Source organism: Roseivirga pacifica (genome assembly GCF_900111145.1).
GTDB classification, from domain to species: Bacteria; Bacteroidota; Bacteroidia; order Cytophagales; family Cyclobacteriaceae; genus Roseivirga; species Roseivirga pacifica.
Map to the genome: position 1 here is coordinate 771,690 of NZ_FOIR01000001.1, position 26,254 is coordinate 797,943.

The following is a 26,254-nucleotide window of genomic DNA, read 5'->3' on the forward strand; positions in this document are numbered from 1 at the left end:
TGCGAGGTATTTCTTGCGAATTCATAAAAACCCACCTTTGATTCAGTTAATTACAAAACATCAAATCAAAAAAAAGGTCATGAACTCAAAATTTAAAACACTCGCTTTAGCCCTGGTTGCATTGGTCATCAGCCTGGGTGCTAAGGCACAAGATGCCGCACTTATTTATGGAAAACTCACTACCATAGATGGCGATACTTATACCGGTCAGATTAGGTGGGGAAAAGAAGAAGCCTACTGGACAGATCTATTAAATGGTACCAAAGAAGAAAACGACAACTATCGTTACCTATCGCGAGAAGATCGTGATGAATTGCGCGATCGAAGCAGAGTAAGAAGCAGCTGGGGTGGTTTCCGAGTAAGCTGGAACTCTGACGACTATCGAACAACGCACGAATTTCAAGCCCGATTTGGCGATATTTCCAAATTGGAAATCACGCGTAGATCCGAAGTAAGGCTCACCATGCGCAATGGCGAAACGATGTATGTAGATGGCGGATCGAACGACTTTGGGTCTGACATTCACGTAATGGATGCTGAGTTAGGCAAAACCACTTTCAGATGGAGCAGGGTAGAATCGGTAGAATTTATGGACACGCCAGCATCATTCGAAAAAATGGGCGATGTACTCTACGGAACGGTAGAATTCTATGGTGGCGAATACAAAGGTGTAATTCAGTGGGACCACGATGAGCGATTATCAACCGATATTTTAGATGGTGATACCCGCGATGGTGATGTAAAAATCGAATTCGGTAACATTGCATCCATTGAAAGAGAAGGAGGAGGAAGCCAGGTATTGCTAAAATCGGGTCGCGATATGTACTTGAGAGGCTCTAACGATGTAAACAGTGAAAATCGCGGCATTATCGTTACCACCGAATTTGGTCGCGTAGATATTCCATGGAGGGAATTCAAGAAAGTGACTTTCTCTGATGCACCCGCCAACCTACCGAGCTACAGCAGTTTCGCTAACATGAAAAAGCTTTCGGGAACAGTAAAAACAACTGACGGTAAAACGCTTTCTGGAGAATTGATTTACGACTTAGACGAGGAGTACGGTTTTGAAATGCTGCAAGGCGAAGATGACAATGTAAAGTACATTATCCCGATGGAAAACATCAGGAGCATCGTACCGAAAAACTATGAGTACTCTACCGTAACCATGAAAAATGGCACAACAGTTACCATTGGCGAAGCCCGCGATGTGAGCGAAGACAATGACGGTGTGCTGGTATTTACTGGCAGTGGCGACCCAACTTACGTGCTGTGGGAAGACATAGAAGAAATTACGATCAACTAAAGAATTTTAATTTTCATAGGTCAAGTTCCAAAAAGGTCAGGACAGCCGTTCTGGCCTTTTTAGTTTAAAAACTAAATAGAAAGTAAAAGAAAACAACCACCCAAACCACATCTACAAAGTGCCATGCGCTGGTGAGTAGTTTAAAGCGCACTTTTTGGTATGGGTTGGTAGCATACAGCAATTCCTTCACGGCATCTTTAGAGGTTTTGTGGCACTGCATAAGCAAGTACAGCAGGTAAACCATAATGCCGAGCACGTGCGCAACATGCAAACCCGAAAGCACATAGAGATAAGCGCCAGAACGTTCGCCAGAAAACAGTATTTGATGGCTTTGTAGTTCACGCCAGCCTAAAAACTGCAAAGTGGAAAAGGCCAACCCGAGCAAAAAAGTAATGCCGAGCCATTTCTTCAATTCCTCCTGATTATCGGCTTTGTACATTGGCAAAACTTTGGCCACCGAAAAGCTGGATAACAGCATTACAAACGTACTGACCACAAAAGATTTGGGAAATTCCATGCGGATAAGCTCTAGCTGAGGCGGCCGGGCCACGGCAAAAGCTACCAACAAAAAGAAGAATAGAATGCCACTACCTACCATAGCCACAAACAGTATGATCTGGTGTGGATGCAACTCCTCCATTTTCTTGAAGGTTTCCCTTCGCAAACTCACACGTTTTTTCTCCTGTGGCATGACTTACGCATCAATAATTCTACCAACTCATTATTACTTTTTTCCCTAACCCTAAAGGGTAAACAAAAGGAATTGATCCTCCCCCTTTAGGGTCGGGGTAAACACTCAAAACCAATTGAAGTAGTGTTCCTTTTTTCATTAAATGCCTTTTTTGCATAAACTCATTTACGCGCAAAAGGGTTTGTAAACTGTTGAATTAATGTAGGATGAATGAACAGGTAATTTACTTCGCCTGAATAATCGCTACATTTGCACCCTTGCAAAGTTTTACGGTTTGAAAGTAAGAGATTTTCTAAGAATATATCGCGAAGACGCAGTGATTCAGACGATCGCTGAAAAGCTAAAGCCCAACGAGGGCGGAAAACTGCGCTTAAAAGGTTTGGTTGGCAGCTTAGATGCCGTGGTAGCTGCTGCTGTTTATCAGCTCAATAAACAAACCATGATTTTTGTGCTGCACGACAAAGAAGAGGCGGCCTACTTCCACAACGACCTGCAAAACCTGATGGGCGAAAAAGAAGTGCTGCTTTTCCCTACCAGTTACAAAAGGCCTTACCAGTTTGACGAAACTGAGAATGCCAACATTCTAATGCGTGCGGAAATCCTAAACCGCATTAACCATAAAGCCAGCTCGGGAGAGTTGATCGTTACTTACCCCGAAGCGCTTACGGAAAAGGTAATCAACAAGAAATCGCTTAGCTCTAACACTTTCTCAACCAAAATTGGTGAAAAGATAGACGTAAGCTTTTTAACAGAGCTTTTGCAAACCTTTGGTTTTGAGCCAGCCGACTTTGTTTACGAGGCAGGTCAATTCTCTGTGCGAGGCGGAATTATTGATGTGTACTCTTATGCACACGAGCTACCGTACAGAATAGAGCTTTTCGGAAATGAAGTGGACAGTATTAGAACCTTCGATCCCGTAAGTCAACTTAGCCAAGAAACGGTTAAGGAAATCAACATCATTCCAAACATTCAAACCAAGTTGTTGGAAGAAACGCGGCAGTCGTTCCTAAGCTTTATTCCTAAAAACACCAAGGTTTGGTTTAAAGACTATCAGCATACGCTCGATACCATTGAGAAGTATTTTGCCAAAGCAGGCGGTAGTTTTGATGAAGTGCTTTCGGTTACCGACACGCAAGTGGTGCTTAGCCCTGAAGAGCTTTTTGAAACCACTGATTCATTCGAAAAAGAAATAAACCACTACCATCAGGTAGAGTTTGGCAACCGGTTCTACGCCCAAGCAGATTTTGAATACCCCTTTGATACAGAGCCACAACAGTCATTTAATAAGAATTTTGATCTGATTGTTGAAAATCTTTCAGAATGGCAAGTAAACTCGACATCGTTAATTATCGCAGCAGAGTCGCCTAGCCAAACAGATAGGCTGGACACCATCTTTACCGAACTTGATCCCAACATTAAATTTCAGCCATTACAAATTGGGTTAAGAAAAGGCTTTATTGACAAGCAGAGGGATATTTTGTGCTATACCGATCACCAGCTTTTCGATCGTTTCCACAAATACAAAACCAAAACAAAGCATTCAAAATCGAAGGCGCTTACACTAAAAGAGCTTCGTTCGCTACAGCCAGGCGATTACGTTACCCACATTGACAATGGCATAGGCCGATTTGCCGGAATGGAGAAAGTAGATGTAAACGGAAAGATGCAAGAAGCCATCCGTTTGGTCTATCGCGATGATGATTTGCTATATGTAAGTATTCACTCGCTGCACAAAATCTCGAAGTATACTGGTAAAGAAGGCGTGCCCCCAGCCATGAGTAAACTAGGCTCGCCAGAGTGGGAAAACAAAAAGAAAAAAGTAAAGGGTAAGGTCAAAGACATTGCCAAAGACCTAATTCAGCTTTACTCTAAACGAAAAACAGCCCCTGGTTTTGCATTCGATAGAGACGGTTATTTACAAGCAGAGCTAGAGTCTTCTTTCATTTATGAAGATACACCAGACCAAGCCAGCGCAACAGAAGACGTAAAGGCCGATATGGAACAGCCACACCCTATGGACCGATTAGTTTGTGGAGATGTAGGCTTTGGTAAAACCGAAGTAGCCATTCGAGCAGCGTTTAAAGCGGCTGTTAATGGCAAACAAGTGGCAGTACTTGTGCCAACAACTATTTTGGCCATGCAGCACTATCGCACCTTTGCCGAAAGGTTGGCCAACTTCCCGCTTAAGGTGGAATACATTAACCGTTTTAAAACCACAAAGCAGATAAAAGAGACCCTGCAGCGCGTTAAGGAGGGAAAAACAGAAATTTTAGTTGGTACCCACCGCATCGTGAATAAGGATGTTCAGTTTAAAGACCTTGGGCTTTTGATTATTGACGAAGAGCAAAAGTTTGGGGTGCGCGTAAAAGATAAATTGAAGGAGTTCAAAGTAAATGTGGACGTGCTAACGCTTACGGCAACACCAATTCCGCGAACACTGCATTTCTCTTTAATGGGTGCACGCGATTTGAGTGTTATAGCCACTCCTCCGCCAAACAGGCAGCCGGTTACTACCGAGCTGCACACTTTTAATGAAACGCTACTGCGCGATGCAGTAAGTTTTGAGCTAAAGCGTGGCGGACAAGTTTTCTTCGTGCACAATCGTATTAGTGATATTGAACAGGTCGGAAACATCATTCTTCGTTTGGTACCAGATGCGCGCATTGGTATTGCACATGGCCAAATGGACGGTGCCACGCTAGAAAACCGCATGGTTAAGTTTATTGAAGGTGAATATGATGTGCTCGTTTCTACGAACATTATCGAATCGGGGCTTGATATTCCGAACGCGAACACCATTATTATCAACCATGCGCACATGTTTGGGCTTTCCGATTTGCACCAAATGCGTGGTCGTGTGGGGCGTTCTAACAGAAAAGCCTTCTGCTACATTCTTACACCGCCAACCATTGGGCTTTCGTCCGATTCGCGTAAGCGTTTGAGTGCGCTTGAAGAATTTTCTGATTTAGGTGATGGCTTTAAGGTGGCCATGCGCGATTTAGACATTCGTGGAGCCGGAAACCTGCTTGGTGCAGAGCAAAGCGGCTTTATTTCAGATCTTGGCTTCGATATGTATCATAAAATTTTGGATGAAGCTGTACAGGAACTGAAGGAAACGGAGTTCAAAGATCTCTTCCAAAAAGACTTGGTAAAAGAAGCTGCCAAGGCCGTAACACAGGATACTACCATAGAAACCGACTTGGAAATTCTTATTCCAGACAATTACGTTTCGAATATTTCGGAGCGCTTAAGCCTTTATTCAAAACTGGATAACATTCCGAATGAAGAAAAGCTCCAGCGTTTTATTGAACAGATGATTGACAGGTTTGGGCCTTTGCCAGAATCGGTTGAGCAGTTAATTGAAACCGTGCGATTGCGCTGGTTGGGCGAAAAATTAGGCTTTGAGAAAATAGCACTGAAAAACGGTGCAATGAAGTGCTACTTTGTGCCATCTGAAAAAGAGGCCTATTTCCAATCGGAAATCTTCGGTAAGATCATTGCTTTTGTGCAACAGCAGCCAAAGCGTTTTAAAATGCGCGAGTACAAAACCCGCTTAATTTTAACGGTTAGCGATGTTTCTGCAGTAAAACAGGGTATCGAGCTACTAGCAGCAATCTAGTTCTCTGAATTATAGGTGCTCAAAAACTGCTCGGTTTCTACCATATAGGCTCGAATGCTACCCATTACTAGGCCAAGCTGAAAGTTGAAGCCCTTCACCTTGGCCAAAAACTCTGCACTTTCCGGATGATGAGTGCTGGTAGTTAGTTCGCCCATGGCATCGAAGACATCGAGTGCTTTTTGGCTGTAAAACTCCTGGGTATTGTAAATCTCGGCAAGCGCCATGTTAATTTCGAAATCTATGTAAGTCATAGATTGGTTATTTATGGCAACATCTAGCGCGGCTCTATTCAGAAAAGAATAGTCAAAATTGAGGCTGAAATCGTTCTTCTCGCTTTTTTCTTCAAAGTCGGTAATCCAAGCCTTCATAAACCTGAGGTCTGCTGCAATTTTTGCAGAATCAATGGCCAGGTCATCTCTATTATCCTGAATTTCAGCAATGATATTCTGCAGCGACTTTTCTGCCAGCTTTCTGTTAAGCTGGTTTTGGCGCCACTCCGTAAGGGCCATGGCAAGCACTACTGCCACCACAATGGAGATAAATTCGAATAGGGGACGTTTGAAGTTGACTTTGGCCAAATTAGAAACTCATTATGTCCTTGAATTTAAGCGTTTGCCTTCTCGAAACATCAATTTCCTCACCGCCTTTAAGGTAAATTCGCAAGCTTCCACTAAACCACGGTTCAATTCGCTCAATCCACTTTAGGTTTATAATTTGCTGCCTGTTGGCCCTAAAGAAGGTTTTTTCGTCCAATCGAGATTCCAAATAGTTGAGCGTACGCGTAATCATCGGTTTGGAGTCACCAAAGTAGACTGTGGTGTAGTTACCGCTCACCTCGAACAAGCGAATATCGCTTAACTGTACGAACCAGCACTTTTCGCCATCCTTCACAAACACTTGGTCGTTTATTGTCAGAATATCATCCTGATTCTCCTTCTCTTCCTTCTTCTTTTGAATTTTATCGAAAACCTTCGCCACAGCACCCGCCAAGCGTTCTTTTTGCACGGGCTTTACCAAGTAATCCAAGGCGTTGTATTCAAAAGCCTTTAAAGCGTGCTCATCGTAGGCAGTAGAAAATATCACTTCCGGCACAGCCTCCAGTTCTTCCAACAAATCGAAACCATTTTTACCCGGCATCTGAATATCCAAAAAGATCAGGTCCGGTTTCAATTCGCCAATTTTTTCAATCGCCTCGTCAACACTGGCTGCTTCACCAACCACTTGTACTTTGTCAAACTCTTTAAGCAGTCGTTTCAGTTCGTTTCTCGCTAATCTCGAATCGTCAATTACTAATGTCTTCATGGTTTAAGCTTTCAAATGTTGGTCTAAGGGTATTTTTACGGTCGCACAGACCATTTTTTCGTTCATATTTTCCACCACCAAAGACGATTTTTGGCCATAAAGCAGTCGCAATCGTTCTTTGGAATTGTTAATGCCAATACCACGCCTATGGCCTGGTATTCTGTTTACCTTTAACTGGCCTGTGTTCTTCACATAAATATACAAGAAGTCTACATCCAGCTTAGTTTCAATGATTATTTCGCCACCGTTTGGCAATTCGTTAATGCTATGCTTTATGGCATTTTCTACCAACGTTTGCACAATCATTGGCGGCACCTGAAATTCTTTGGTGGATTTATCAATTCTAAAATCGTACTTCAGGCGCTCTTCTAATTGAATGGCCTCTAAGTTCAAATAATCCTTTACAACTGCCAGCTCTTTGTCTAGTGAAACCCTTTCGTATTGGTCGAATTGGATAGAAAAGCGCAAAAGGTCGGATAAATGCGTAATGGAATCGCGCGCTCTTTCGTAGTCTTCAATAACCAGCGACCTAATGTTATTTAGGCTATTGAATATAAAGTGAGGGTTAATTTGAGCCTTTAGGGCACTTAGCTCGGCATCTTTTACCGAGGCAGAAAGCTTCCACTTTTCAATCTCCACTTCGCGGGTTCTTTGCAGGTATTGGTAAGCAAAATAAATGGAAGACCAAGAGATAAAATAGACAGCAAAACTGATTATAAAGCTGATTAGAAACACAATGATTTTAGTTGGCGTAAAGCTTTTCATGCTAGCCTCTTGCAGCAACTTCTGCGTTTCTTCATCTACCCCCTCAATTTTTGGCAAGCCCGTCATTCCTTCCAAAATCTCTGGGTTTGACTGCGCAATTAGGGCAAAGCCAACAATTATAAGCAACAAACTAATTACCCCGTGAACAAGCCCCTGCAGTATGCTGGCCAAAAAAACTCTTGGCACCAATTGCTTGATTTCCAGATTTTTCCAATCCTTTTTCTTAACATATCGCCTGTACAAGTGGCTAATAAGAACACCAAAAACCACAAACAGCAAATTCATGCTAAGTGCCAACCAAGTAGGCGTTAGCATAATCATTGCTAAAAAGGAGGTGAACATTAGGCCGGACCACCCGCCAAACTGCAAAAGCCAGTACAGTTTAGATTTATTCATGTTCCAAAGAAATTTATTTCTGAGCTAAAATTTATACAACAGGCAGTGAAAGGTCAATCGACCTGATTAGCAGTTAAAACTCCTGTTGAACTTGTTGAATACGGTAATTTGATGATAGTAGATATTTCTTTGTAAAAGCAGCAACTACTTAATGCAATAAATATCTGGGCATCAATGTTTAATTTTAAAATAACATCAAGAAATTCACGTTTTTCAAAGAAAATAGAACTTTGCGATACTTATGCTAAAGTGTATATTAGCAAGTTCAAAACACCTAAGCATTAAGAAATAACGCCTTAAAAATGAAAAACTTCAATGCGCCTATAAAAACTATCATAGCTTGCGGCCTCATGGTGTGCGCTGTTAGCTCATGTAAATTGCTCGGTATTGGGGGCAATAAGGGAGGAACCAGCTCCACAACAGGTGCGGCTTATGCAACTGAAAATGACCTACTTGGTTATAAACCTTACGATGATCAAGCGTTGCCAAATCCTCCGGGAATGGTGTTTGTTCAAGGGGGTAGAACTGTTTTAGGTTCATTCGAACAAGATCTTTACGGATCTAGAGACAACATTGAGAGAACGGTAACTGTGAACTCATTCTTTATGGATGAAACAGAGGTAACCAACAAAAACTGGAAGGAATATGTGCACTACCAGTTTTACCCAATGGACATTCCGCTTCCAAGAAATGTTGAGATCGAAGATCCAGCAAACAATAACGCTCAAGGCGGTGGCACCCAAATTCCTCCTTACATTCCTGATTGGACAAGAGGACACAACGGCCAGAGCAAAGAAGAAATTGAACCAAACGATGCAGTTTGGTCTTCAGACTTCTCTTTTAACGATGTTTATGCAGAAAACTACTACAGCAACCCGGGCTTCAATGACTATCCGGTAGTAGGTGTTACCTGGAGACAAGTTTCTGACTTCTGTAAATGGAGAACCGATTTCGTGAACATGCGAATCATCTTCGATATGGAAATTGAAATGCTTCCTGATGCTTTTGTAGAAGAGTTTTTTGTTAAGCAAGATGACGATAGTTACTTCTTTGGTGTAGGTGGAACTCCATTAACCGGTACAGGCGGTGGTGCTGCAGGTGCAGGTAGCCAAATGGTATCGATGGATGAGTTTGACCGTTGGCAGCAAGAGGTTATCCAATACATAAACGAGCCTGCTAACCGCGGTACATTCATTGAAAGAGGTATTTATTTGCCTGATTTCCGTTTACCAAACGAAGCGGAATGGGAATATGCTGCTAAAGCGACTATTGGTACTGTTTACCTAGATGAGAACGAAGAGTACGGTAGAATTTACCCTTGGGATGGTAGAGGAACACGTAACCCTTATGGTAAAAACAGAGGTGACCAGTTAGCTAACTTTAAGCGTGGCCGTGGTGACTATGCTGGTATTGCTGGTGGTGTAAATAACGATGGTTCCGTTACCCCAGAAAAAGTGGGTGGTAGAGAGCCAAACGACTTCAACCTATTTAACATGGCTGGTAACGTAAGCGAGTGGGTTTTCGATACCTACAGACCGCTTGCCTTCCAAGAGTTTGAAGACATGAACCCAGTGAGAAAGCCACTAGGTGACAATGATGTGAGCGACCCTCAATCTAACTATGGTTGGGAAGAAGCAGATCCTGAGAAGAAAGGCCAAATCACTAAAACTACTCCTGATGCAACCTATAGATCTTTGGTAAACGATAGATCTAAAGTGTACAAAGGTGGTTCTTGGAAAGATGTAGCCTATTGGATGGCTCCAGGTACTAGAAGATACCTAGACATGGACAAAGCCACTAACACTATTGGTTTCCGTTGCGCTATGATTTCTATCGGAACGCAGCAGTTAGACCAATCAAACGGATTCTTAGGAATCGGTGGAGAAGAATAAGATTAATACTTAGATAAATTTAGAGGCTACCTTTTCGGTAGCCTTTTTTTATGCAGCAGCCAGTGTAAGAATACTTACCGACTTGGGTTTGGCCAAATGCAACTGCTCTGCACAGGCAATTAAGGTAGAGCCTGTGGTTAACACATCATCAATTAACAGCACACGTTGGTCTTTTAGCCGTTCAGGCATCATCATTCTATAAGACTGCTGCATATTCAAAATGCGCTCAACCTTATTCATCTTGGTCATGGTGGAGCTCTTTTTGGTTCTAATAAGGTATTCCTCGGCTATAGGTAATTTGAATACTTCTGCGACTCCACGTGAAACAGCCATACTCTGATTATATCCGCGTTGTTTTAAGCGAGAAGGGTGTAAGGGTACAGGGACTACCAAGTCAAATTCCTCAGCAAAGCCATTGAGCAATAATTCATGAGCATACCAGCGACCAAGCATTTCGCCAAGTTCGGGGCAGTTGTTATACTTTAATTCGTGCAGCAATTTTTGAACTAAACCCCTTTTATGAAAGTTGCAGTAAACCAAAACATGTGCAACGCTGACAATTCCATCAAACTTTTCTCGGAAAGCAGCAATTTCAGCTTTGTGGTTATTAGTTTTGGGCAAATTATACTGGCAGCTCGGACAGATGTGTTGCGTGCCCTTGGGCAGCGGACTGTCGCAACCAACACAAATAGCGGGGAAGAACAGCGAAACAAAGTCAGCAAAGTACTCCTTCAGCTCCATGTATTAATATATTCATAACCTTTTGAAAATCATGGAACTAGTAGAAGAATTCAATGATTACCGCGCCAAAATGAATGAAAAAATTCTGGATGGCAACAATGTGGTGCTTAAGCGCCTTTTCAATTTGGATACCAACGCATTCTCTCCGGGAGAATTAGACAAGAAAACCAAAGAGTTGATTGGCTTAGCTTGTTCAATGGTTTTGCGCTGCGATGACTGCGTGAAATACCACTTGGGTAAATGCCACGAAGCAGGCCTAAACAAGAAAGAAGTCTTTGAGGCTTTTTCTATTGCCAACCTAATTGGCGGTACCATTGTAATCCCTCATTTGCGCAGAGCCGTAGAGTACTGGGATGCCCTAGAACAACAAGAAGCTTAGTATGTACAAAAAGGACCTCGAGCTTCAGGTTCGATGGGTAAAACTGCTTACCCATTTAAAAGACGTCATTGGAAAGCGCCCCAAGGACCTTAACGGGGTGCTTTTTCTTATCGGTGTGCAAGAACTTGGCAATGGCGTACAAACTTTCTCTAAGGAGGAAAAACAAGACCTGATGCACATTGCCATTTGTAGGGTATTGAGCCTTTCTGGCTATTATGAACTGGAAGGAAAAGATGCAGAAGGCTGGCCACACTGGAAACCACTGAAGAAACTTCCGCACTTCGACTTATTAGAGCAAGAAAAACTGCTCAAGCTCCATGTTTTGGAGTATTTTGAAAAAGAATACCAAATCAGCTTTACCGCATGAAAATCATCTCGTACAACGTAAACGGAATAAGAGCAGCGCTTAAAAAAGGCTTTGAAGAATGGCTAACAGAAGAAAACCCAGACATTCTGTGTTTGCAAGAGCTAAAGGCACTACCTGAACAAGTACCTGATTTTTATTCCGAGCTTGGTTACGAAATGTACTGGGAAAGTGCCGAAAAGAAAGGCTACAGCGGTGTGGCAATCCTTACCAAACAAAGCCCTAAACAAGTGGTTAATGGCTGCGGAAACGAGCTTTACGACAATGAAGGCCGCGTAATCCGCTGCGATTACGAAGATTTCTCTGTAATGAGTGTGTACATGCCAAGTGGCACCAGCGGAGACATTCGACAGGACTTTAAATACGAGTGGCTAGATTTCTTTTACGATTATGCCCAAGAGGTTCGTAAAGAACAGCCAAACCTGATCATTTGTGGTGATTATAACATTGCTCATACGGAAATTGACATCCATAATCCCGTATCGAATAAAAACTCATCTGGTTTTTTGCCGGAAGAGCGCGAATGGCTTACTAAGTATGTAGACTCTGGATTTATAGATTCGTTCCGCGAGTTTAATCCGGATCCGCACCATTATTCATGGTGGAGTTACAGGGCAAATGCACGTGCCAATAACAAAGGCTGGCGAATTGACTACCTGATGGCTACCGAACAAATGAAGAATAGGCTTTCTGCAGGCCGAATTTTACCAGACGTAAAACACTCAGACCACTGCCCGATAGTACTGGAAATTGACTGATTATATCGTATATTCCCTTGTTTGTCAATTGTTTTACAATCCTTCTGCAAAACAATTCGTATTAAAGTAAAGACAAAAGACAGGCTATGGGGACCAATGCCGACATTTTCGAGCAATTAAAGCAGTACAAGCGCAAGTATTACCTAAACAAGGCCATAAAAGGCGGTATTATTTGGGGTGCTGCCATACTCGGTTTATATCTACTTATTAATACCATAGAGTTTGGCGCACGCTTTAACTCCACTGGTCGTAGCATACTCTTTTTTGGGTTTGTCCTATTAATTCTCGTACTCTTTTATCAATTGGTCGGTCGGTATTTACTCGTTCTCAATCGTAGCGATAAGCAATTAAGTAATGAAGAAGCCGCTAAAGAAATAGGAAAATTCTTTCCTGAAGTTTCGGATAAGCTTCTGAACCTCATTCAGTTAGAATCACTTTCAAACCAACAGAATGATTTACTTATTGCCAGCATTAAGCAAAAAAGTGCAAGCATAAATCACGTTTCATTCACAAGCGCTATCGACTATAAAGTGAATCGCAAATACTTAAAGTGGCTGTACCCACCAGTGTTTGTTTTGGTGTTGCTGCTCATCTTTATACCTCAATTTATTACGGAAAGCTCTACCCGTATTGTCAACTTCGACAAAGAGTTTGTGCCTGAAGCACCTTTTAGATTTATTATCGATAAAAACCCTACAGCCTTTAAAGGTGAAGCCTATAATTTTAAGATTGCGACTGAAGGAACAGCTGTACCGGCCGATGTATACCTAAACATAAACAACCGTACGGTAAAGGCGAAAAAGGAGGGCAACGGCTCTTTCAGTTATCGATTCAACAACCTGAATGAAGATGTGGCCTTTGAGGTTACGGCCGAAAGCATTACTTCCGGCACAGTGCGATTAAACGTTGAAGAACGCCCAAACCTGGAACTTTTTGATATTGATGTTAACTACCCAAAATATACTGGTAAAGAAGCTGAGAAGATCAAGAACTCAGGCAACCTGTTGATACCTGAAGGAACAGAAGTTACCTGGAAACTGAATACGAAGGCCACCGACATCATATTTATGCATTTTTTGAATGCCATAGACACGCTTGAAGAAGCCAAAAACGGTGTTTTCTCAAACACCAAGCAAATTACCGCACCAACTCCCTACAGCATTCAACTGCAAAACGATCTTAGCAATAATAAAGACACCCTCGCCTTTAAGATCGAAGTAATAAAAGATCAATATCCAAAAATCACTCTAGACCAATACCAAGATACGGTACTGTATAGTGAGCTGGTATTAGCAGGCCAAATAGATGATGACTATGGGTTCTCGGCTCTAAGGGTAAGGTATAAGTTTGAAGGTGAAGAAAGCTTTCATCAGCAAAAAGTAAGCATTAATAGCGAACTCAATTCACAAACCTATTATCACATATTCAAACTAGACTCTTCAAAAATTAAGGCAGGTGGAGAGCTTCAATATTACGTTGAAGTAGTTGATAATGATGGAGTTAATGGAATAAAGGCGAGCAAAACCGGCACATATTCTTTCAAAATTCCATCAAAGGAAGAAATAGCCGAAGAGATTGACAAAGGCAATCAAAAAGTGCAGCAAGAGATTGATAAGAGCATTCAGCAAGCGCAAGATTTAAGTAAAAAGATTCAAGAAGTTGACGAGCGCTTGAAAACCAAAAAGGAAATGGACTGGAGAGATGAGAAGCTCATGGAAGAAATCCTCCAGCAAAAAGACGACCTATCCAAAAAACTGGATGACCTGAAACAACAAAATCAGCTGAATAATAAGAAGCAAGATCAGTTCAACGAAAAGTCTCCAGAGGTAAAACAAAAGATGGAGCAACTTCAAGACATAATGAATAATGTGTTGGACGATGAAACTAAAAAGCTCTATGAGGAATTGCGTGAATTACTCCAACAACAGTCTGATATAGAAGAGTTTAGAGACAAAATGGATGAGCTCAATAAGAACAGCAGCAATTTAGAAGATGATCTAGAAAGAACCCTGGAACTCTTTAAAAAACTACAGTTCGACATGAAAATGGAGCAGACACTTGAAGAACTAGAAGAAGCCATACAAGATCAAGAACAACTAGCGAAAGACACTGAAAACGAACAGAATCCAGACAGTAAAAATGACCTGCTGGAAAAACTGGAGGAAGAAAAAAGGGGAATAGACGACCTAAAGGAAAGGATTGATGAATTAAACGAACTTAATCAAGACCGAAAAAACCCAGAAGCACTTCCCAAAGATGTAAAAGGTGATTTAGAGGAAATCCAAGAAGACCAGGAGAGAGCTCAAGAAGAGCTTGGTGAGGAACAAGCAGAAGAGCAACAGGAGGGTCAAGAAGAAGGAGCACAACAAGAGGAGCAGGAGGGCGCCAAGCCTTCATCAAGCCAAAGGCAGAAATCGGCACAGCACCAGCAAAGAGCTGCACAGAAGATGAAGGAAGTAAAACAAAGCCTTGAATCCATGCAAGCTTCGGCACAAATGGAGCAAATGCAAGAAAACCTAGAACACTTACAGGACTTAGTTGACAACCTTGTTACACTCTCTTTCAGCCAAGAAACCCTCATGGACGAATTCAAAGAAATACGCCAGAGCGACCCAAGGTTTGTTACGCTTTCCCAGCAACAACTTAAACTGAAGGACGATTCTAAAATCATACAAGATAGCCTTGTAGCGCTTTCAGAACGTGTTTTTCAGATCAGCTCGTTTGTAATGAAAGAACTCAGCGAAATGAATCGCCAAATGGACGGAGCTGTAGAATCGCTTAAAGAAAAGCGCGTAAGCCAAGCTATAGGCCAGCAACAGTTCACCATGACATCCATTAATAATTTAGCCTTGCTATTAGACGATGTTGTTCAACAAATGCAAAACCAAATGGCCCAAAGCATGAATGGACAAGGTAAAGGTCAAAAGAACAAAAAGAACAGCCCAACCATGAACGGCCTTAGTGAATTACAACAACAGCTAAGCGAACAAATAAAGGAACTAAAACGTAGTGGTAAATCGGGGAGAGAACTCTCTGAAGAGCTAGCAAAACTAGCTGCTCAGCAAGAAAGAATTAGAAATGCGCTAGAAAATTTTGAAACAGGTTTGGATGGAAATAAATTGGGCGATAAGATTGACAAACTGATTGAGCAGATGGAATTGAATGAAATGGACTTGCTCAATAAGAACGTTTCTGATCAAACCATTGAAAGGCAACGCGACATTTTAACCCGTATGCTAGATGCTGAAAATGCCATGGAGCAACGCGGAGAGGATGAAAAACGTAAAGGAGAAACAGCCAATGATTATGAGCTTTCAGTGCCACAATCAATGGTTGAATACCTAAAGCAAAAAGAAAAGGAAATAGAATTACTCAGAACAATACCTGCAAAACTCAACCCTTACTATAAGAAGGAAACCAACAAATACTTCAAGAAAATAAAGGAAACGAATCAGAAGTAGTGAATGAAAAACATTAGCATTGAGATCCCCTCACTTCCGGACAATATCCGAATCGTTGAGAGCTTTGTCGACAACGCCAAAGAAAAATATGCGCTTACGGACGATCTATATGGAAACATAATGATTGCCGTGGTAGAGTCTGTAAACAACGCCATTGTTCATGGCAATAAAGCAAACAAGGAAAAAACCGTTTCACTGCAGGCCATTATGAATGAGGCAAACATACAGTTTGTCATTTCAGACCAAGGACCAGGCTTCGATTCGAATGATTTGCCTGATCCAACAGCACCTGAGAATATTGAGAACCCTGGAGGTAGAGGCATTTTCTTAATGAAGCACCTGGCAGATGAAGTAAGCTTTTCAAACGAAGGCCGCACAGTAGAACTTACCTTTTATTTAGACTAGCGAATGAGCGCTATCAACTTCTTCTCTGAGGATGTCTCTTTTGTGTTAAAGCAAAAAAGAATCATCCGACAGTGGGTTAACCAGATATGTACCCAATATGGGCAAAAAATAGATAGTGTGAACTTCATTTATTGTTCAGACAACTATCTACTAAAAATCAATCAAGATTACTTAGATCACGACTATTTCACCGACATCATCACCTTTGATGAACGTGAAGATTTGAGTGAACCAATCACCGCAGATATCTTCATTTCAGTCGATAGGGTAAAGGACAATGCTAAAACTGTGGGTACAACCTTTACACAAGAACTTCACCGTGTCATGATTCATGGCATGCTCCATATGTTAGGAGAAGATGATAAGACCGAAGCTGCAAAACAGCAAATGAGAAAAAGCGAGGAAGCTTCCTTATCTTTGCTACAACTTTGAACGTTCAGAAAACTTTAACTGTTCCACGTGAAACATTTAGAAACTAAACCTTCTTGTGTTCCACGTGGAACACTTTGATTATATAGCTATGTATCCGAATTACGATGTGATAGTAGTGGGAGCCGGACATGCCGGATGCGAAGCAGCAAATGCCGCAGCTAAAATGGGTTCATCTGTTCTATTGATAACAATGAACATGAATACCATTGCCCAAATGTCTTGCAACCCTGCAATGGGCGGCGTTGCCAAAGGACAAATTGTGAGAGAAATTGACGCCCTTGGCGGTATGTCTGGTATCGTATCAGACAAATCTATGATCCAATTCCGCATGCTTAATAAGTCGAAAGGCCCTGCAATGTGGAGTCCTAGGACTCAAAACGACAGAATGCGATTTGCCGAAGAATGGAGATATGCTCTTGAGAGAAACCCTAAGGTAGACTTTTGGCAAGAAATGGTCACAGGCTTCCTAATGGATGGCAACCGTGTTACTGGCGTAAAAACGGCCATGGGTTTAGAGTTTAAAGCTAAGGCGGTAATTGTAACCTCAGGTACATTCTTAAATGGTATCATCCATATAGGTGAAAAACAGTTTGGTGGAGGTAGAACAGGCGAGAGAGCTTCTACCGGAATTACCGAACAACTCGTAGAAATTGGCTTTGAAGCAGGTAGAATGAAAACAGGTACACCACCCAGAGTGGATGGACGAAGCCTGAACTACGATAAGATGGAAGAACAAAAAGGTGATGAAGTACCTGAAAAGTTCTCTTACCTGGATGAAACAAAGCCGCTTTCGCAACAACGCAGTTGCTACATAACCTATACCAACCCAGAAGTACACGCTACTTTAGAGAAAGGATTTGATCAATCTCCTATGTTCAACGGTCGTATTCAGGGAGTAGGCCCTCGCTATTGCCCATCAATTGAAGACAAAATCAACCGATTTGCTGAACGTAATAGACATCAAATATTTGTGGAGCCAGAAGGCTGGGATACCGTTGAAATATATGTCAACGGATTCTCGACCTCGCTTCCAGAAGATGTGCAGTACGAAGCCATAAGAAAAATCGAAGGCTTTGAAGATGTAAAAATGTTCAGACCAGGCTATGCCATAGAGTACGACTACTTTCCGCCAACACAATTGAACCATACCCTCGAAACCAAATTGATCGAGAACCTCTATTTCGCTGGGCAAATCAATGGAACCACAGGTTATGAAGAGGCAGCATCTCAAGGCCTAATGGCTGGTATTAATGCGCACCTAAAGATTACTGAGCAAGAAGAATTCATTCTTACTAGATCAGAAGCATATATAGGTGTACTTATTGATGACCTTATTAATAAAGGTACCGAAGAACCATATCGCATGTTTACGTCAAGAGCAGAGCATCGCATTCTGCTGAGACAAGACAATGCCGATTTACGCCTTACTCAAAGAGGTTACAACATTGGCCTAGCAGGAGAAGATCGTCTCAACAGTATGCTGAATAAGAAGCAACAACTCAATCAACTAAGAAACGATTTGAACCAGAAAAAGGTAGATCCTTCAGTTGTTAATCCTTTCCTAGCTTCTCAAAACAATGCAGAAATTCAGCATAGAACCACCTTGGCCAAGTTGGTAAAGCGCCCACAAATAAGCGTTGGTTCATTGGCAAGCATAAATTCAGATACTAAAGAATATTTGGATCAGTATACGCCTCAGCTATTAGAGCAAGCAGACATTCACATTAAGTACGAAGACTACATTGAGAAAGAATCTAAACTTGTTCAGAAGATGAATGACCTGGAAGACTTGAAGATTACAGATAAAATCGACTTCAAAAAGATTCCAGCACTCTCATCGGAAGCACGTGAGAAACTACTGAAGATAAAACCGAAGACCATCGGACAAGCTTCTCGCATTAGTGGTGTATCGCCTGCTGATATCTCGGTGCTAATGGTTTATATGGGCAGATAGTACATTTATGACAGAGCAATTTTCTACCTGCCGCATTTGCAGTAATTCCAACCTAAAGGAACATCTTCCCATCACTGATTATTTCGGTGAAAAAGAAGTGTTCAATACAGCTATTTGTGAACAGTGCACTACCGTATATACTGTTCCCCGTCCTGACGAGGAAAACATCATAAAATACTATAAATCAAATAGTTATAAGTCTCACGGGGATAAAAAAGGTGGAATAATAGATAAGCTTTATAGTATAGCGCAACAACGTAACTTCGCTTATAAACACAAGCTTATAAACAAGTACAGTTTCGGTAAAAATTTGCTCGATTATGGTTGTGGGGCAGGAGCTTTCTTAAACCACATGCAAACCAAAGGATATAAGGTATCTGGAGTAGAGCCAGATGCAGATGCACGAAACCATATTCCATCAAATATTCCTGTTGTTTCCGACATCAGCGAGCACAGTAAATCCAAGTTCGATGTAATAACATCTTACCATGTTATTGAACATGTTCATCAATTGATGGAAACGATGAATGCCCTATCTGACAAACTAGATAGAAACGGTGTGTTTCACATGGCGCTTCCTAATTACAAATCGTGGGATGCACAGCATTATGGTGAACATTGGGCGGGTTACGATGTACCTCGACACCTTTACCATTTCTCTCAAAAGAGTGTCCATACACTTGCTCAAAAAACTGGTTTGAATATTGTTGCAACACATCCGCTTGTGTTTGATAGCTACTATGTAAGTTTGCTCTCGGAGGAGTACAGAACCGGAAGCAAAAACTACATAAGGGCTTTCAAGAATGGTTTCGTTTCAAACCGAAAGGCAAAGCATACCGGTGAGTACAGTAGTTTGATTTATATTTTGACAAAGTGATAAAAAGGTACAGTTTATATATTGGTTCGGTTATTTTACTAACACTAGCTTCTTGCGCACGTGTATCTTCACCCACAGGTGGAGATGAAGATGAAATTCCACCAACATTAATTCGCTCAGTGCCCGAACCAAACCAGTTAAACTACCACGGAGATGTAATCATGTTGGAGTTTGATGAAATGGTTCAAACTAATCAGATTGAAAGCAATCTCATTATCACTCCAAAAATTGAAGGCAGCTTTAGAACCAAGGTGAACAAAACCACAGTTACCCTTACATTTCAAGAACCTTTAAAAGATAGTACAACTTATAGCCTAAACTTTGGCAATACCATACAAGACATTACAAACCGAAATGTTCCGCCAAATTTAAGCCTTAGTTTCTCAACAGGAGATTATCTCGATTCACTTAGGATAACAGGTAGCATTGTAGATTTATACAGCCAGGATCCGATAGAAGATGTATTGGTAACGCTTTACTCAGATGAGGACACCACAAATATTCTGAATGGTTCAGCATCTTATTATACCAAAACCGACACTGCCGGACTTTTCACCTTTAATAACCTGCCCTCAAAAAACTTTCGCATTTATGCCGTTGAAGATGAAAACGGCAATAGTAAAGCCGACTCAGATGGTGAAGCTTATGGTTTTTATCCCGATACCCTAAAGCTCAATTCAAACATCAATAACGTTAACTTCTCTATACAGAAATTGAATACAAAAGATTTAAGACTGATATCTGGAAGGCACTTTGCTACTTACTACGAACTAACTTTCAACAAAGCAGTTGACTCCTTTAAACTAGTAAACCCAGCAACCGCAGTTTACAACCAAATTACTCCAGACAAAATCAGGTTTTACCAAACCACAGAGGCAATAGGTGACACAACCCAAATGATCTTTGAGGCAACAGACAGTTTAAGCGTTACACTTTTAGATACCGCCAATTATTATTTCTCGGAGTCGGAAATTGAACCCAAAGCACTTAGCACTGAAATATTCCCAAAGACATCTTCCCTTAAACCGAATCAAGAAATCAGGTTAAGATTCGACAAGCCGATTAAGGACTTTCTACCCGATAGTGCTTTTTACTACATCGATAGTACCAACATAGTGAGTCTTAAGAATACCGCCTTTGCTTGGAACTATAACCGTACTGAGATTACATGGCCAATTAATATTACAGACTACATCACTGAGCCACAACAAACACTTAAACTACAGCTGAGACCACAGACTTTTATTAGTTACGACTTAGATACAACAAAGCTCATCGAAAAGCCATTTACCATTGCCAACAAAGATGAAGCTGCCATTATTAGAGGTAGCGTTACTTCCACGAGTGATAACATCATTGTACAATTACTCAATGCTTCCAACCTTAACGTCATCTCAGAAACCACCAATAAACAGTTTGTATTTGATTACCTACCAGCCGGCAAGTACATGGTAAGAGTTATTGAAGACTTAAACCAAAATGGCAAATGGGACATTGGCAATATACTTACCAACACACCTCCAGAACCAGTCACTTTCTACTTTGACACCTATTACAAAACGAGCGAAATAGAAGTTCGTAAGTTTTGGGAGCGCGACAAAATCGACATTCTCCTACGTTGATAACTGTGGATTAACAGTGTGGATATTCATTACAACACTGTGAATTACTTTCGCGTTATACCCACAGGTCAATAAGTTCATGTACCTGTCAAAAGTTTGAATCTTCAATACACATTTCGTGTACTAAATATTCACACTCTAAAAACAGTTGTAATCTTATCCACCAAAACCCTGAGTTGTAAACATCCTAAAATTATTAATTGATTTTCAATCACTTATAATTGAATAGAATGTGGACAAACAAATATTATTCAACATACCATTCACCTAATGTGAATACCAACTGTGGATTAAAAAGTTATTCACAAATCCACAGCCCTAGTAAATAATGATAATTTTAAATAATCTTAAATAATATAATATAAGCGTGTTGAAAGTGTTAATAAAGTCTCTTACCATATCGCTCTTACTTCTTTTGATTTTTAATCCGCATACTTTTGCACAGGATGTTGAAAGCATTGCGCTCGCAAATGAGTATTACATACAAGGGGATTATGAGAAAGCAAAAACTGAATTTGAAAAGCTTTCGCGAGACAAAAGAAATCTACCACTTATTCACGACAACTATTTGAAACTGCTTACACAGGAAAAGGAATTTGCCGATGCCGAAAAACATATCGAGAAAATTCTAAAAGAATACCCACACAATTTTCGGTACGAGTTAGACTTAGCAGTGCTTTACCAAAACCAAGGAGAGAAAGAAAAAGCAGAAACTACCTTTAAAGAATTAATCGATCGAATAACCACCGAGGCGGTAGATGAAAGCAATACCAACAAAGTGAGAATATTAGCGCAGTCCTTTTACGAAAAGAACCTGCGTCCTTATGCACTGCAAACTTACTTAGAAGGAAGAAGGAAACTTGGTGTAGAGGATTTGTTTTCGCTAGAGCTAGCAAATGTTTATAGAATTATGAACAGAAAGCAGCTGATGATAACGGAGTATTTGAATTTTTCACGGTCTCAACCAAATAACATCGGTCATGTAAAGAACTCGCTGCAGCGTTTACTCATTGAGCCAGAAGATTTAGATACCCTGGAAATTACCCTTTATGACTTCATGCAGCAGGAAGCGGGTAATCCGATTTATAATGACCTACTTATTTGGACTCATTTACAGCAAAAAAATTTTTCAGGCGCTTTGCGCCAAGCCCGTGCTTTAGATAGGCGATTGCAAGATGATGGAAAGAATATTCTTAATGTCGGAATGATTGCCTTTCGCAATGAAGATTTTAAAACCGCTGACAAAGCATTTGATTACGTTCTAAGCGACTTTCCGGATAGTCCGAATAGAAGACTTGCAGAACGGTACTCGCTGCTCTCTAGAGAGGAAGTATTAAAGAGCTCCTACCCTTTAGATACCGGTGCCATCCGTTCGCTCATCACAGACTATGAAAACTACAAAGAGAATTCTAGAGATGTTTTTGCCGCAATGGATGCGCAAAGAAGAGTTGCGTTATTACAAGCTTTTCAGCTCAATGAAATAGATACGGCCATCGCTACGCTTACCGATCTGGTCAGTCAGCCTGTAGGAAAACACCGTGTAATTGCCGAAGCAAAAATGGATTTGGCAGATATTTACCTGCTAGATGAACAACCTTGGGAAAGTATTCTGCTTTATGGTCAAGTAGAACGTATGTTTAAAGACGAACCGCTAGGATATGAGGCTAAGTTAAAAAGTGCTAAACTCTCTTACTACAAGGGGGAATTTGAACTAGCGCAGGGTCATTTGGATATTCTGAAATTGGCCACCTCTAGAGAAATTGCCAACGATGCCATTGACCTGAGCATTTTAATCAAGAACAATACGGTTTTCGATTCAACGGATGTAGCCATGCAACAATATGCCAATATTGAATTGCTACTTTTTCAGAATTTAAAGACTGAAGCTTTGCAGGAAATTGACACCATGATGATGAAATATGCAAACCATTCTCTTAATGATGAGCTTTTATACCTCAAGGCTAATACACTAAGAGAATTGGGTAGATCGGAAGAGGCTCTGGCTTCGCTGAACGAGATTAACACCACGCATTATTATGAGATTTTGGGAGACGATGCCCAATTCTTAACCGGAGTTATTTATCAAGACGATTTAAATGACACCGAAAAGGCAATGGAAACGTATACCCAACTTTTGAAAAAATTTCCCGGAAGTATATTTGTTTCTGAAGCTAGAAAAAGACTGAGGGAACTCCGTGGCGATTTCTCAAACTAAGCTACATTTGCATCCCTTATGGCTAAGTCTTTCAACAACATTCGCGTAGGCAAGAAATTTCGAATGATCAATTTTGGAGAAACTTTTGAGTTCGAGATAATTGAAATTATGGGAGATGGCGACTGCCGACTGAAGGACATTCACACCCTTGAACCATATAATTTGAACGATCTTGTTATGTATGGAAAAGGCGAAGATTTTGATATATCTGAGCTTTAACTCAAAATTAACCCTTGTTTAAAACTGCCGTAATCGCATTTATTCATTTAGTATTAAATGAATAAATTATTATCTTCAAGCGCCAACTAACTCTTCCTTAACCGGAGCAGACACATGTTTTTTAATGCACGTCACAAAAAATTGCTTGTAGCAATAACGCTATTCGTATCTCCATTTGTATACGGTCAAACCGAAGCAGATGTAAAAAGAGAAATGGATAAAAGAGGCATTACAACCTATGAGCAAGTACAGGAAGAGCTTCGTAAACGAGGTATGACTGAAGCAGATGCCAGAAGGCAAGCTCGCTTGTATGGCTTGGATTACGATGCGTATGTGCAAAAGTACTTAGTTAAAGAAGAAGCAACAGATACCCCAAACTCGCTTCAGTCTCTCACCGTAGACACAACACAATATCTTCAAGAAATTCCTGATATAGCCGAGGAGGTAGCAGCTCCAGTAGAGGTAGCAGCCCCGAAAAGCGATGGTCTCAAATACTTTGGCTACGATTTATTCACTAATAATCCTTATGCAAATCAACAGGCGTTGGTCGGTAACATAGACCCAGGTTATCTAATTGGTCCAGGTGATGAATTGCGCGTTTATCTATGGGGTGAAGCAGAGTTTCAGTTTGAAGGAAAGGTAGACATTAATGGAAACCTTTTCATCCCAAATGTAGGCCAAGTATTCGTATCGGGTACTACTTACGAAAACCTCAACCTGAGAATGAAGCAGTACCTGTCGCGCTTTTATTCAGGCTTGAACAAAACGCCACCAAAAATCTTTTTAGATGTTTCTTTAACCAAACTGCGCCCGATTAGAATAGTGGTAATGGGTGAATCTAAAAACCCAGGTTCTCAAATGATCAACGCATTTGCCACTACACTAAATTCGCTTTATGCCTCTGGTGGAGTAAAAACAAGTGGTAGCCTTCGTGAAATCAAGGTGTTCAGAAATAATAAGATCATTTCTACCATCGATTTGTATGATTACATAATCAAAGGATCAGTTTCTGAGGATTTGAGATTAATGAATAATGATGTTGTGTTTATTCCTACAAGGATGAACATTATTTCAATTTCAGGGGAGGTGAACACGCCAGGAATATTTGAACTAAAGGCTAATGAAGGTTTAACCGATTTGATTGGTTTTGCAGGCGGACTTAAACCAACGGCATACAAGCAAACCGTAACAGTAAAACGCATTCGCTCAGTCAATTCAATCACTAGCCCTTCTGCATTCGATAGAGAAATTATCACCTTGAACTACAATGAGTTACTCGAAAACGGCACTAATTTTAAGCTACAAGATGGCGATGAAATAGACTTCGGTAGAGTACTTGATAAAATTGATAACATGGTAACCATTGCCGGTTCGGTTTTCCGACCTGGTGATTATCAACTAGAGCAGGTGCCAACAGTTGGTCAACTCTTAACCAAAACGGGTGGCCTCCGCCCTAGAACTTACCTTGACAAAATTGACCTTTATCGAAGAGATAGAAATGGCGATTTGAAATTTCAATCGCTTTCATTAGTTGATATAATGAACAACCCAAGTTCTGACGATAATATTCGTTTACAGCCAGATGATTCTTTGAAAGTATATAGTTTGGATGAATTGAAAACAGAAGATTTGGTGACCATTGAAGGTTTTCTTTCAGAGCCTAAAAGCATTCTCTGGAGAGAAAACTTATCCCTTTACGATCTCATTTTCATGTCGGCAAATGTAGAAGATCTTGAATATCAGAACAGAATCTTGACGAGTCGTGCGGATCTTTTGCGGTATGAAGCTGGAGAAACCGAGTACAAAGTGATTCCTTTCAATTTGGATGAGGTTTTGGATAAAAAGTTTAATGCACTTTTAAGACCTCGAGACAAAGTGATTTTGTATAGCAGAGAAATTAACGAATTGCTCGATACTTATGTGACCATTCGAGGTGCCGTGAAAAACCCAGGCCGATATGTGCTGAATGATAGTATGAGCATTGAAGACGTTATTCTTCAGGCTGGTGGTTTCCTGCGTAAGTCGTTCAAAGATTCAGTTACCATATCTCGCGAGAATTTTGATTTCACAGGGAACAAAATTGCTCACACTACGCGCCTGAATACCGACATGAACTATTTGTTGGGTTACGAAGCAAAGTCTGAATCAACCTTTTTACTTCAGCATAACGACTTTATTTCGGTAGACTATATACCGGGTTCTTCGGAACAGCGCGAGGTAGTTTTGGTAGGAGAGGTTAAATATCCAGGAACGTATTTTCTGGAAAGTAAAGGAGAGAAGCTTTCTGATATAATCGAACGAGCGGGCGGTCTATCTCCCAACGTTTATGTGCCAGGTGGCAGGTTTTACAGAAACAACCAACAGCTGGCTTTCCCTTTTGAAGAACTACTACTGTCAAATAATGACAAAGCTGATATTATTCTTCAACCAAATGATAGCATTTATTTCCCAGAGTCTACTTATACCGTAAAGGTTGAAGGTGAAGTTGCAAACCCTTCGCTTCAGAAGTTTGTTGAAAGCGTAAGAGTAAGATCGTATTTGAAAAACTCAGGCGGACGAACAAAGAACGGCAGACGCATTTACTTAACCCAACCAAATGGCTTTACCCGAAGGGTTAAGTGGCTTCAGAACCCTGTGGTTTTAGACGGTGCCGTAGTTACCGTTGCAGCAAAACCAGTGAAAGAGAGACCTAATAATGGTGAGTTCCTAAAAGACTTCGGAACTATTATGGCTATCATCAGCTCCACCATGCTTTCTATTGCGGTTATCAAAGATTTATAAGCATAGTTAGTATTACCCAAAAATCAATTCTCAGATTCTTCTGAAAAAATAGTATGCATGCATAACAAATTTTTTCTA

Annotated in this window: 20 protein-coding genes; 15 read left to right on the plus strand and 5 right to left on the minus strand. The window is 40.9% G+C overall.

The genetic code is table 11. The features are described from left to right. The first annotated feature begins 79 nt into the window (after positions 1-79). The gene (locus BMW98_RS03595) at positions 80-1,303 is read left to right on the plus strand and encodes a hypothetical protein (RefSeq protein WP_139177396.1); all 1,224 of its coding nucleotides are present in this window, start codon (positions 80-82) and stop codon (positions 1,301-1,303) included. 64 nt (positions 1,304-1,367) lie between these two features. Here the strand turns inward: BMW98_RS03595 and BMW98_RS03600 are convergent, their stop codons facing one another. Then, the gene (locus tag BMW98_RS03600; protein ID WP_139177398.1) at positions 1,368-1,994 is read right to left on the minus strand and encodes a cytochrome c oxidase subunit 3; all 627 of its coding nucleotides are present in this window, start codon (positions 1,992-1,994) and stop codon (positions 1,368-1,370) included. Between the two features lie 274 nt (positions 1,995-2,268). Here BMW98_RS03600 and mfd point away from each other — a divergent pair, with 274 nt between their 5' ends. After that, positions 2,269-5,613 (plus strand): transcription-repair coupling factor, encoded by a 3,345-nt coding sequence (gene mfd, locus BMW98_RS03605; protein WP_090257015.1) that lies wholly within the window; start codon positions 2,269-2,271, stop codon positions 5,611-5,613. On the opposite strand, the gene BMW98_RS03610 is transcribed toward mfd, so the two are convergent. From BMW98_RS03610 to BMW98_RS03620, 3 genes are read right to left on the minus strand one after another with little or no spacing between them, the layout of a single operon-like run. After that, positions 5,610-6,191 (minus strand): hypothetical protein, encoded by a 582-nt coding sequence (locus BMW98_RS03610; RefSeq protein WP_090257016.1) that lies wholly within the window; start codon positions 6,189-6,191, stop codon positions 5,610-5,612. The two genes, mfd and BMW98_RS03610, sit on opposite strands and share 4 nt — an antisense overlap. Position 6,192: 1 nt before the next feature. Beyond that, complete coding sequence (locus tag BMW98_RS03615) at positions 6,193-6,915, minus strand: LytR/AlgR family response regulator transcription factor (protein WP_090257017.1); 723 nt, start codon at positions 6,913-6,915, stop codon at positions 6,193-6,195. A 3-nt stretch (positions 6,916-6,918) separates the two neighbouring features. Continuing rightward, positions 6,919-8,076, minus strand: coding sequence for a sensor histidine kinase (locus BMW98_RS03620; RefSeq protein ID WP_090257018.1), 1,158 nt, complete (start codon positions 8,074-8,076; stop codon positions 6,919-6,921). Between the two features lie 302 nt (positions 8,077-8,378). Here BMW98_RS03620 and BMW98_RS03625 point away from each other — a divergent pair, with 302 nt between their 5' ends. Further along, positions 8,379-9,968 carry an SUMF1/EgtB/PvdO family nonheme iron enzyme gene (locus tag BMW98_RS03625; RefSeq protein WP_090257019.1) on the plus strand — a complete coding sequence of 530 codons (1,590 nt, stop codon included), beginning with the start codon at positions 8,379-8,381 and terminating at the stop codon, positions 9,966-9,968. Positions 9,969-10,016: 48 nt separating this feature from the next. Here BMW98_RS03625 and BMW98_RS03630 read toward each other — a convergent pair whose 3' ends face one another. After that, on the minus strand, positions 10,017-10,709 hold the full coding sequence (locus BMW98_RS03630; RefSeq protein WP_090257020.1) for a ComF family protein: 693 nt from the start codon (positions 10,707-10,709) through the stop codon (positions 10,017-10,019). Between the two features lie 31 nt (positions 10,710-10,740). On the opposite strand from BMW98_RS03630, the gene BMW98_RS03635 reads away from it, so the two are divergent. From BMW98_RS03635 to BMW98_RS03690, 12 genes are all read left to right on the plus strand, one after another. Beyond that, positions 10,741-11,088: a carboxymuconolactone decarboxylase family protein gene (locus BMW98_RS03635; protein ID WP_090257021.1), complete on the plus strand. Its 348-nt coding sequence runs from the start codon at positions 10,741-10,743 to the stop codon at positions 11,086-11,088. Position 11,089: 1 nt separating this feature from the next. Beyond that, entirely contained in the window at positions 11,090-11,455 is a 366-nt protein-coding gene (locus BMW98_RS03640; protein WP_090257022.1) for a hypothetical protein, read from the plus strand. Next, positions 11,452-12,210 (plus strand): exodeoxyribonuclease III, encoded by a 759-nt coding sequence (locus BMW98_RS03645; protein WP_090257023.1) that lies wholly within the window; start codon positions 11,452-11,454, stop codon positions 12,208-12,210. Before BMW98_RS03640 ends, BMW98_RS03645 begins: the two co-directional genes overlap by 4 nt. Positions 12,211-12,296: 86 nt before the next feature. Continuing rightward, positions 12,297-15,671: a DUF4175 family protein gene (locus BMW98_RS03650; RefSeq protein ID WP_090257024.1), complete on the plus strand. Its 3,375-nt coding sequence runs from the start codon at positions 12,297-12,299 to the stop codon at positions 15,669-15,671. Positions 15,672-15,674: 3 nt separating this feature from the next. Next, positions 15,675-16,076, plus strand: coding sequence for an ATP-binding protein (locus tag BMW98_RS03655; RefSeq protein WP_090257025.1), 402 nt, complete (start codon positions 15,675-15,677; stop codon positions 16,074-16,076). Positions 16,077-16,079: 3 nt separating this feature from the next. Further along, positions 16,080-16,508 carry an rRNA maturation RNase YbeY gene (gene ybeY, locus BMW98_RS03660; RefSeq protein WP_090257026.1) on the plus strand — a complete coding sequence of 143 codons (429 nt, stop codon included), beginning with the start codon at positions 16,080-16,082 and terminating at the stop codon, positions 16,506-16,508. An 88-nt stretch (positions 16,509-16,596) separates the two neighbouring features. After that, positions 16,597-18,462 carry a tRNA uridine-5-carboxymethylaminomethyl(34) synthesis enzyme MnmG gene (gene mnmG, locus BMW98_RS03665; RefSeq protein WP_090257027.1) on the plus strand — a complete coding sequence of 622 codons (1,866 nt, stop codon included), beginning with the start codon at positions 16,597-16,599 and terminating at the stop codon, positions 18,460-18,462. Positions 18,463-18,469: 7 nt separating this feature from the next. Next, a complete protein-coding gene (locus tag BMW98_RS03670; protein ID WP_090257028.1) occupies positions 18,470-19,339 on the plus strand; it encodes a class I SAM-dependent methyltransferase in 870 nt (289 codons plus the stop codon). Further along, complete coding sequence (locus BMW98_RS03675) at positions 19,336-20,961, plus strand: Ig-like domain-containing protein (RefSeq protein WP_090257029.1); 1,626 nt, start codon at positions 19,336-19,338, stop codon at positions 20,959-20,961. Before BMW98_RS03670 ends, BMW98_RS03675 begins: the two co-directional genes overlap by 4 nt. 376 nt (positions 20,962-21,337) lie before the next feature. Beyond that, positions 21,338-23,176, plus strand: a complete 1,839-nt coding sequence (locus BMW98_RS03680) for a tetratricopeptide repeat protein (RefSeq protein WP_245733525.1) — start codon at positions 21,338-21,340, stop codon at positions 23,174-23,176. Positions 23,177-23,194: 18 nt separating this feature from the next. Then, positions 23,195-23,395 (plus strand): hypothetical protein, encoded by a 201-nt coding sequence (locus BMW98_RS03685; protein WP_090257031.1) that lies wholly within the window; start codon positions 23,195-23,197, stop codon positions 23,393-23,395. Positions 23,396-23,536: 141 nt separating this feature from the next. Further along, positions 23,537-26,176 carry an SLBB domain-containing protein gene (locus BMW98_RS03690; protein WP_162844670.1) on the plus strand — a complete coding sequence of 880 codons (2,640 nt, stop codon included), beginning with the start codon at positions 23,537-23,539 and terminating at the stop codon, positions 26,174-26,176. Positions 26,177-26,254: the final 78 nt, after the last annotated feature.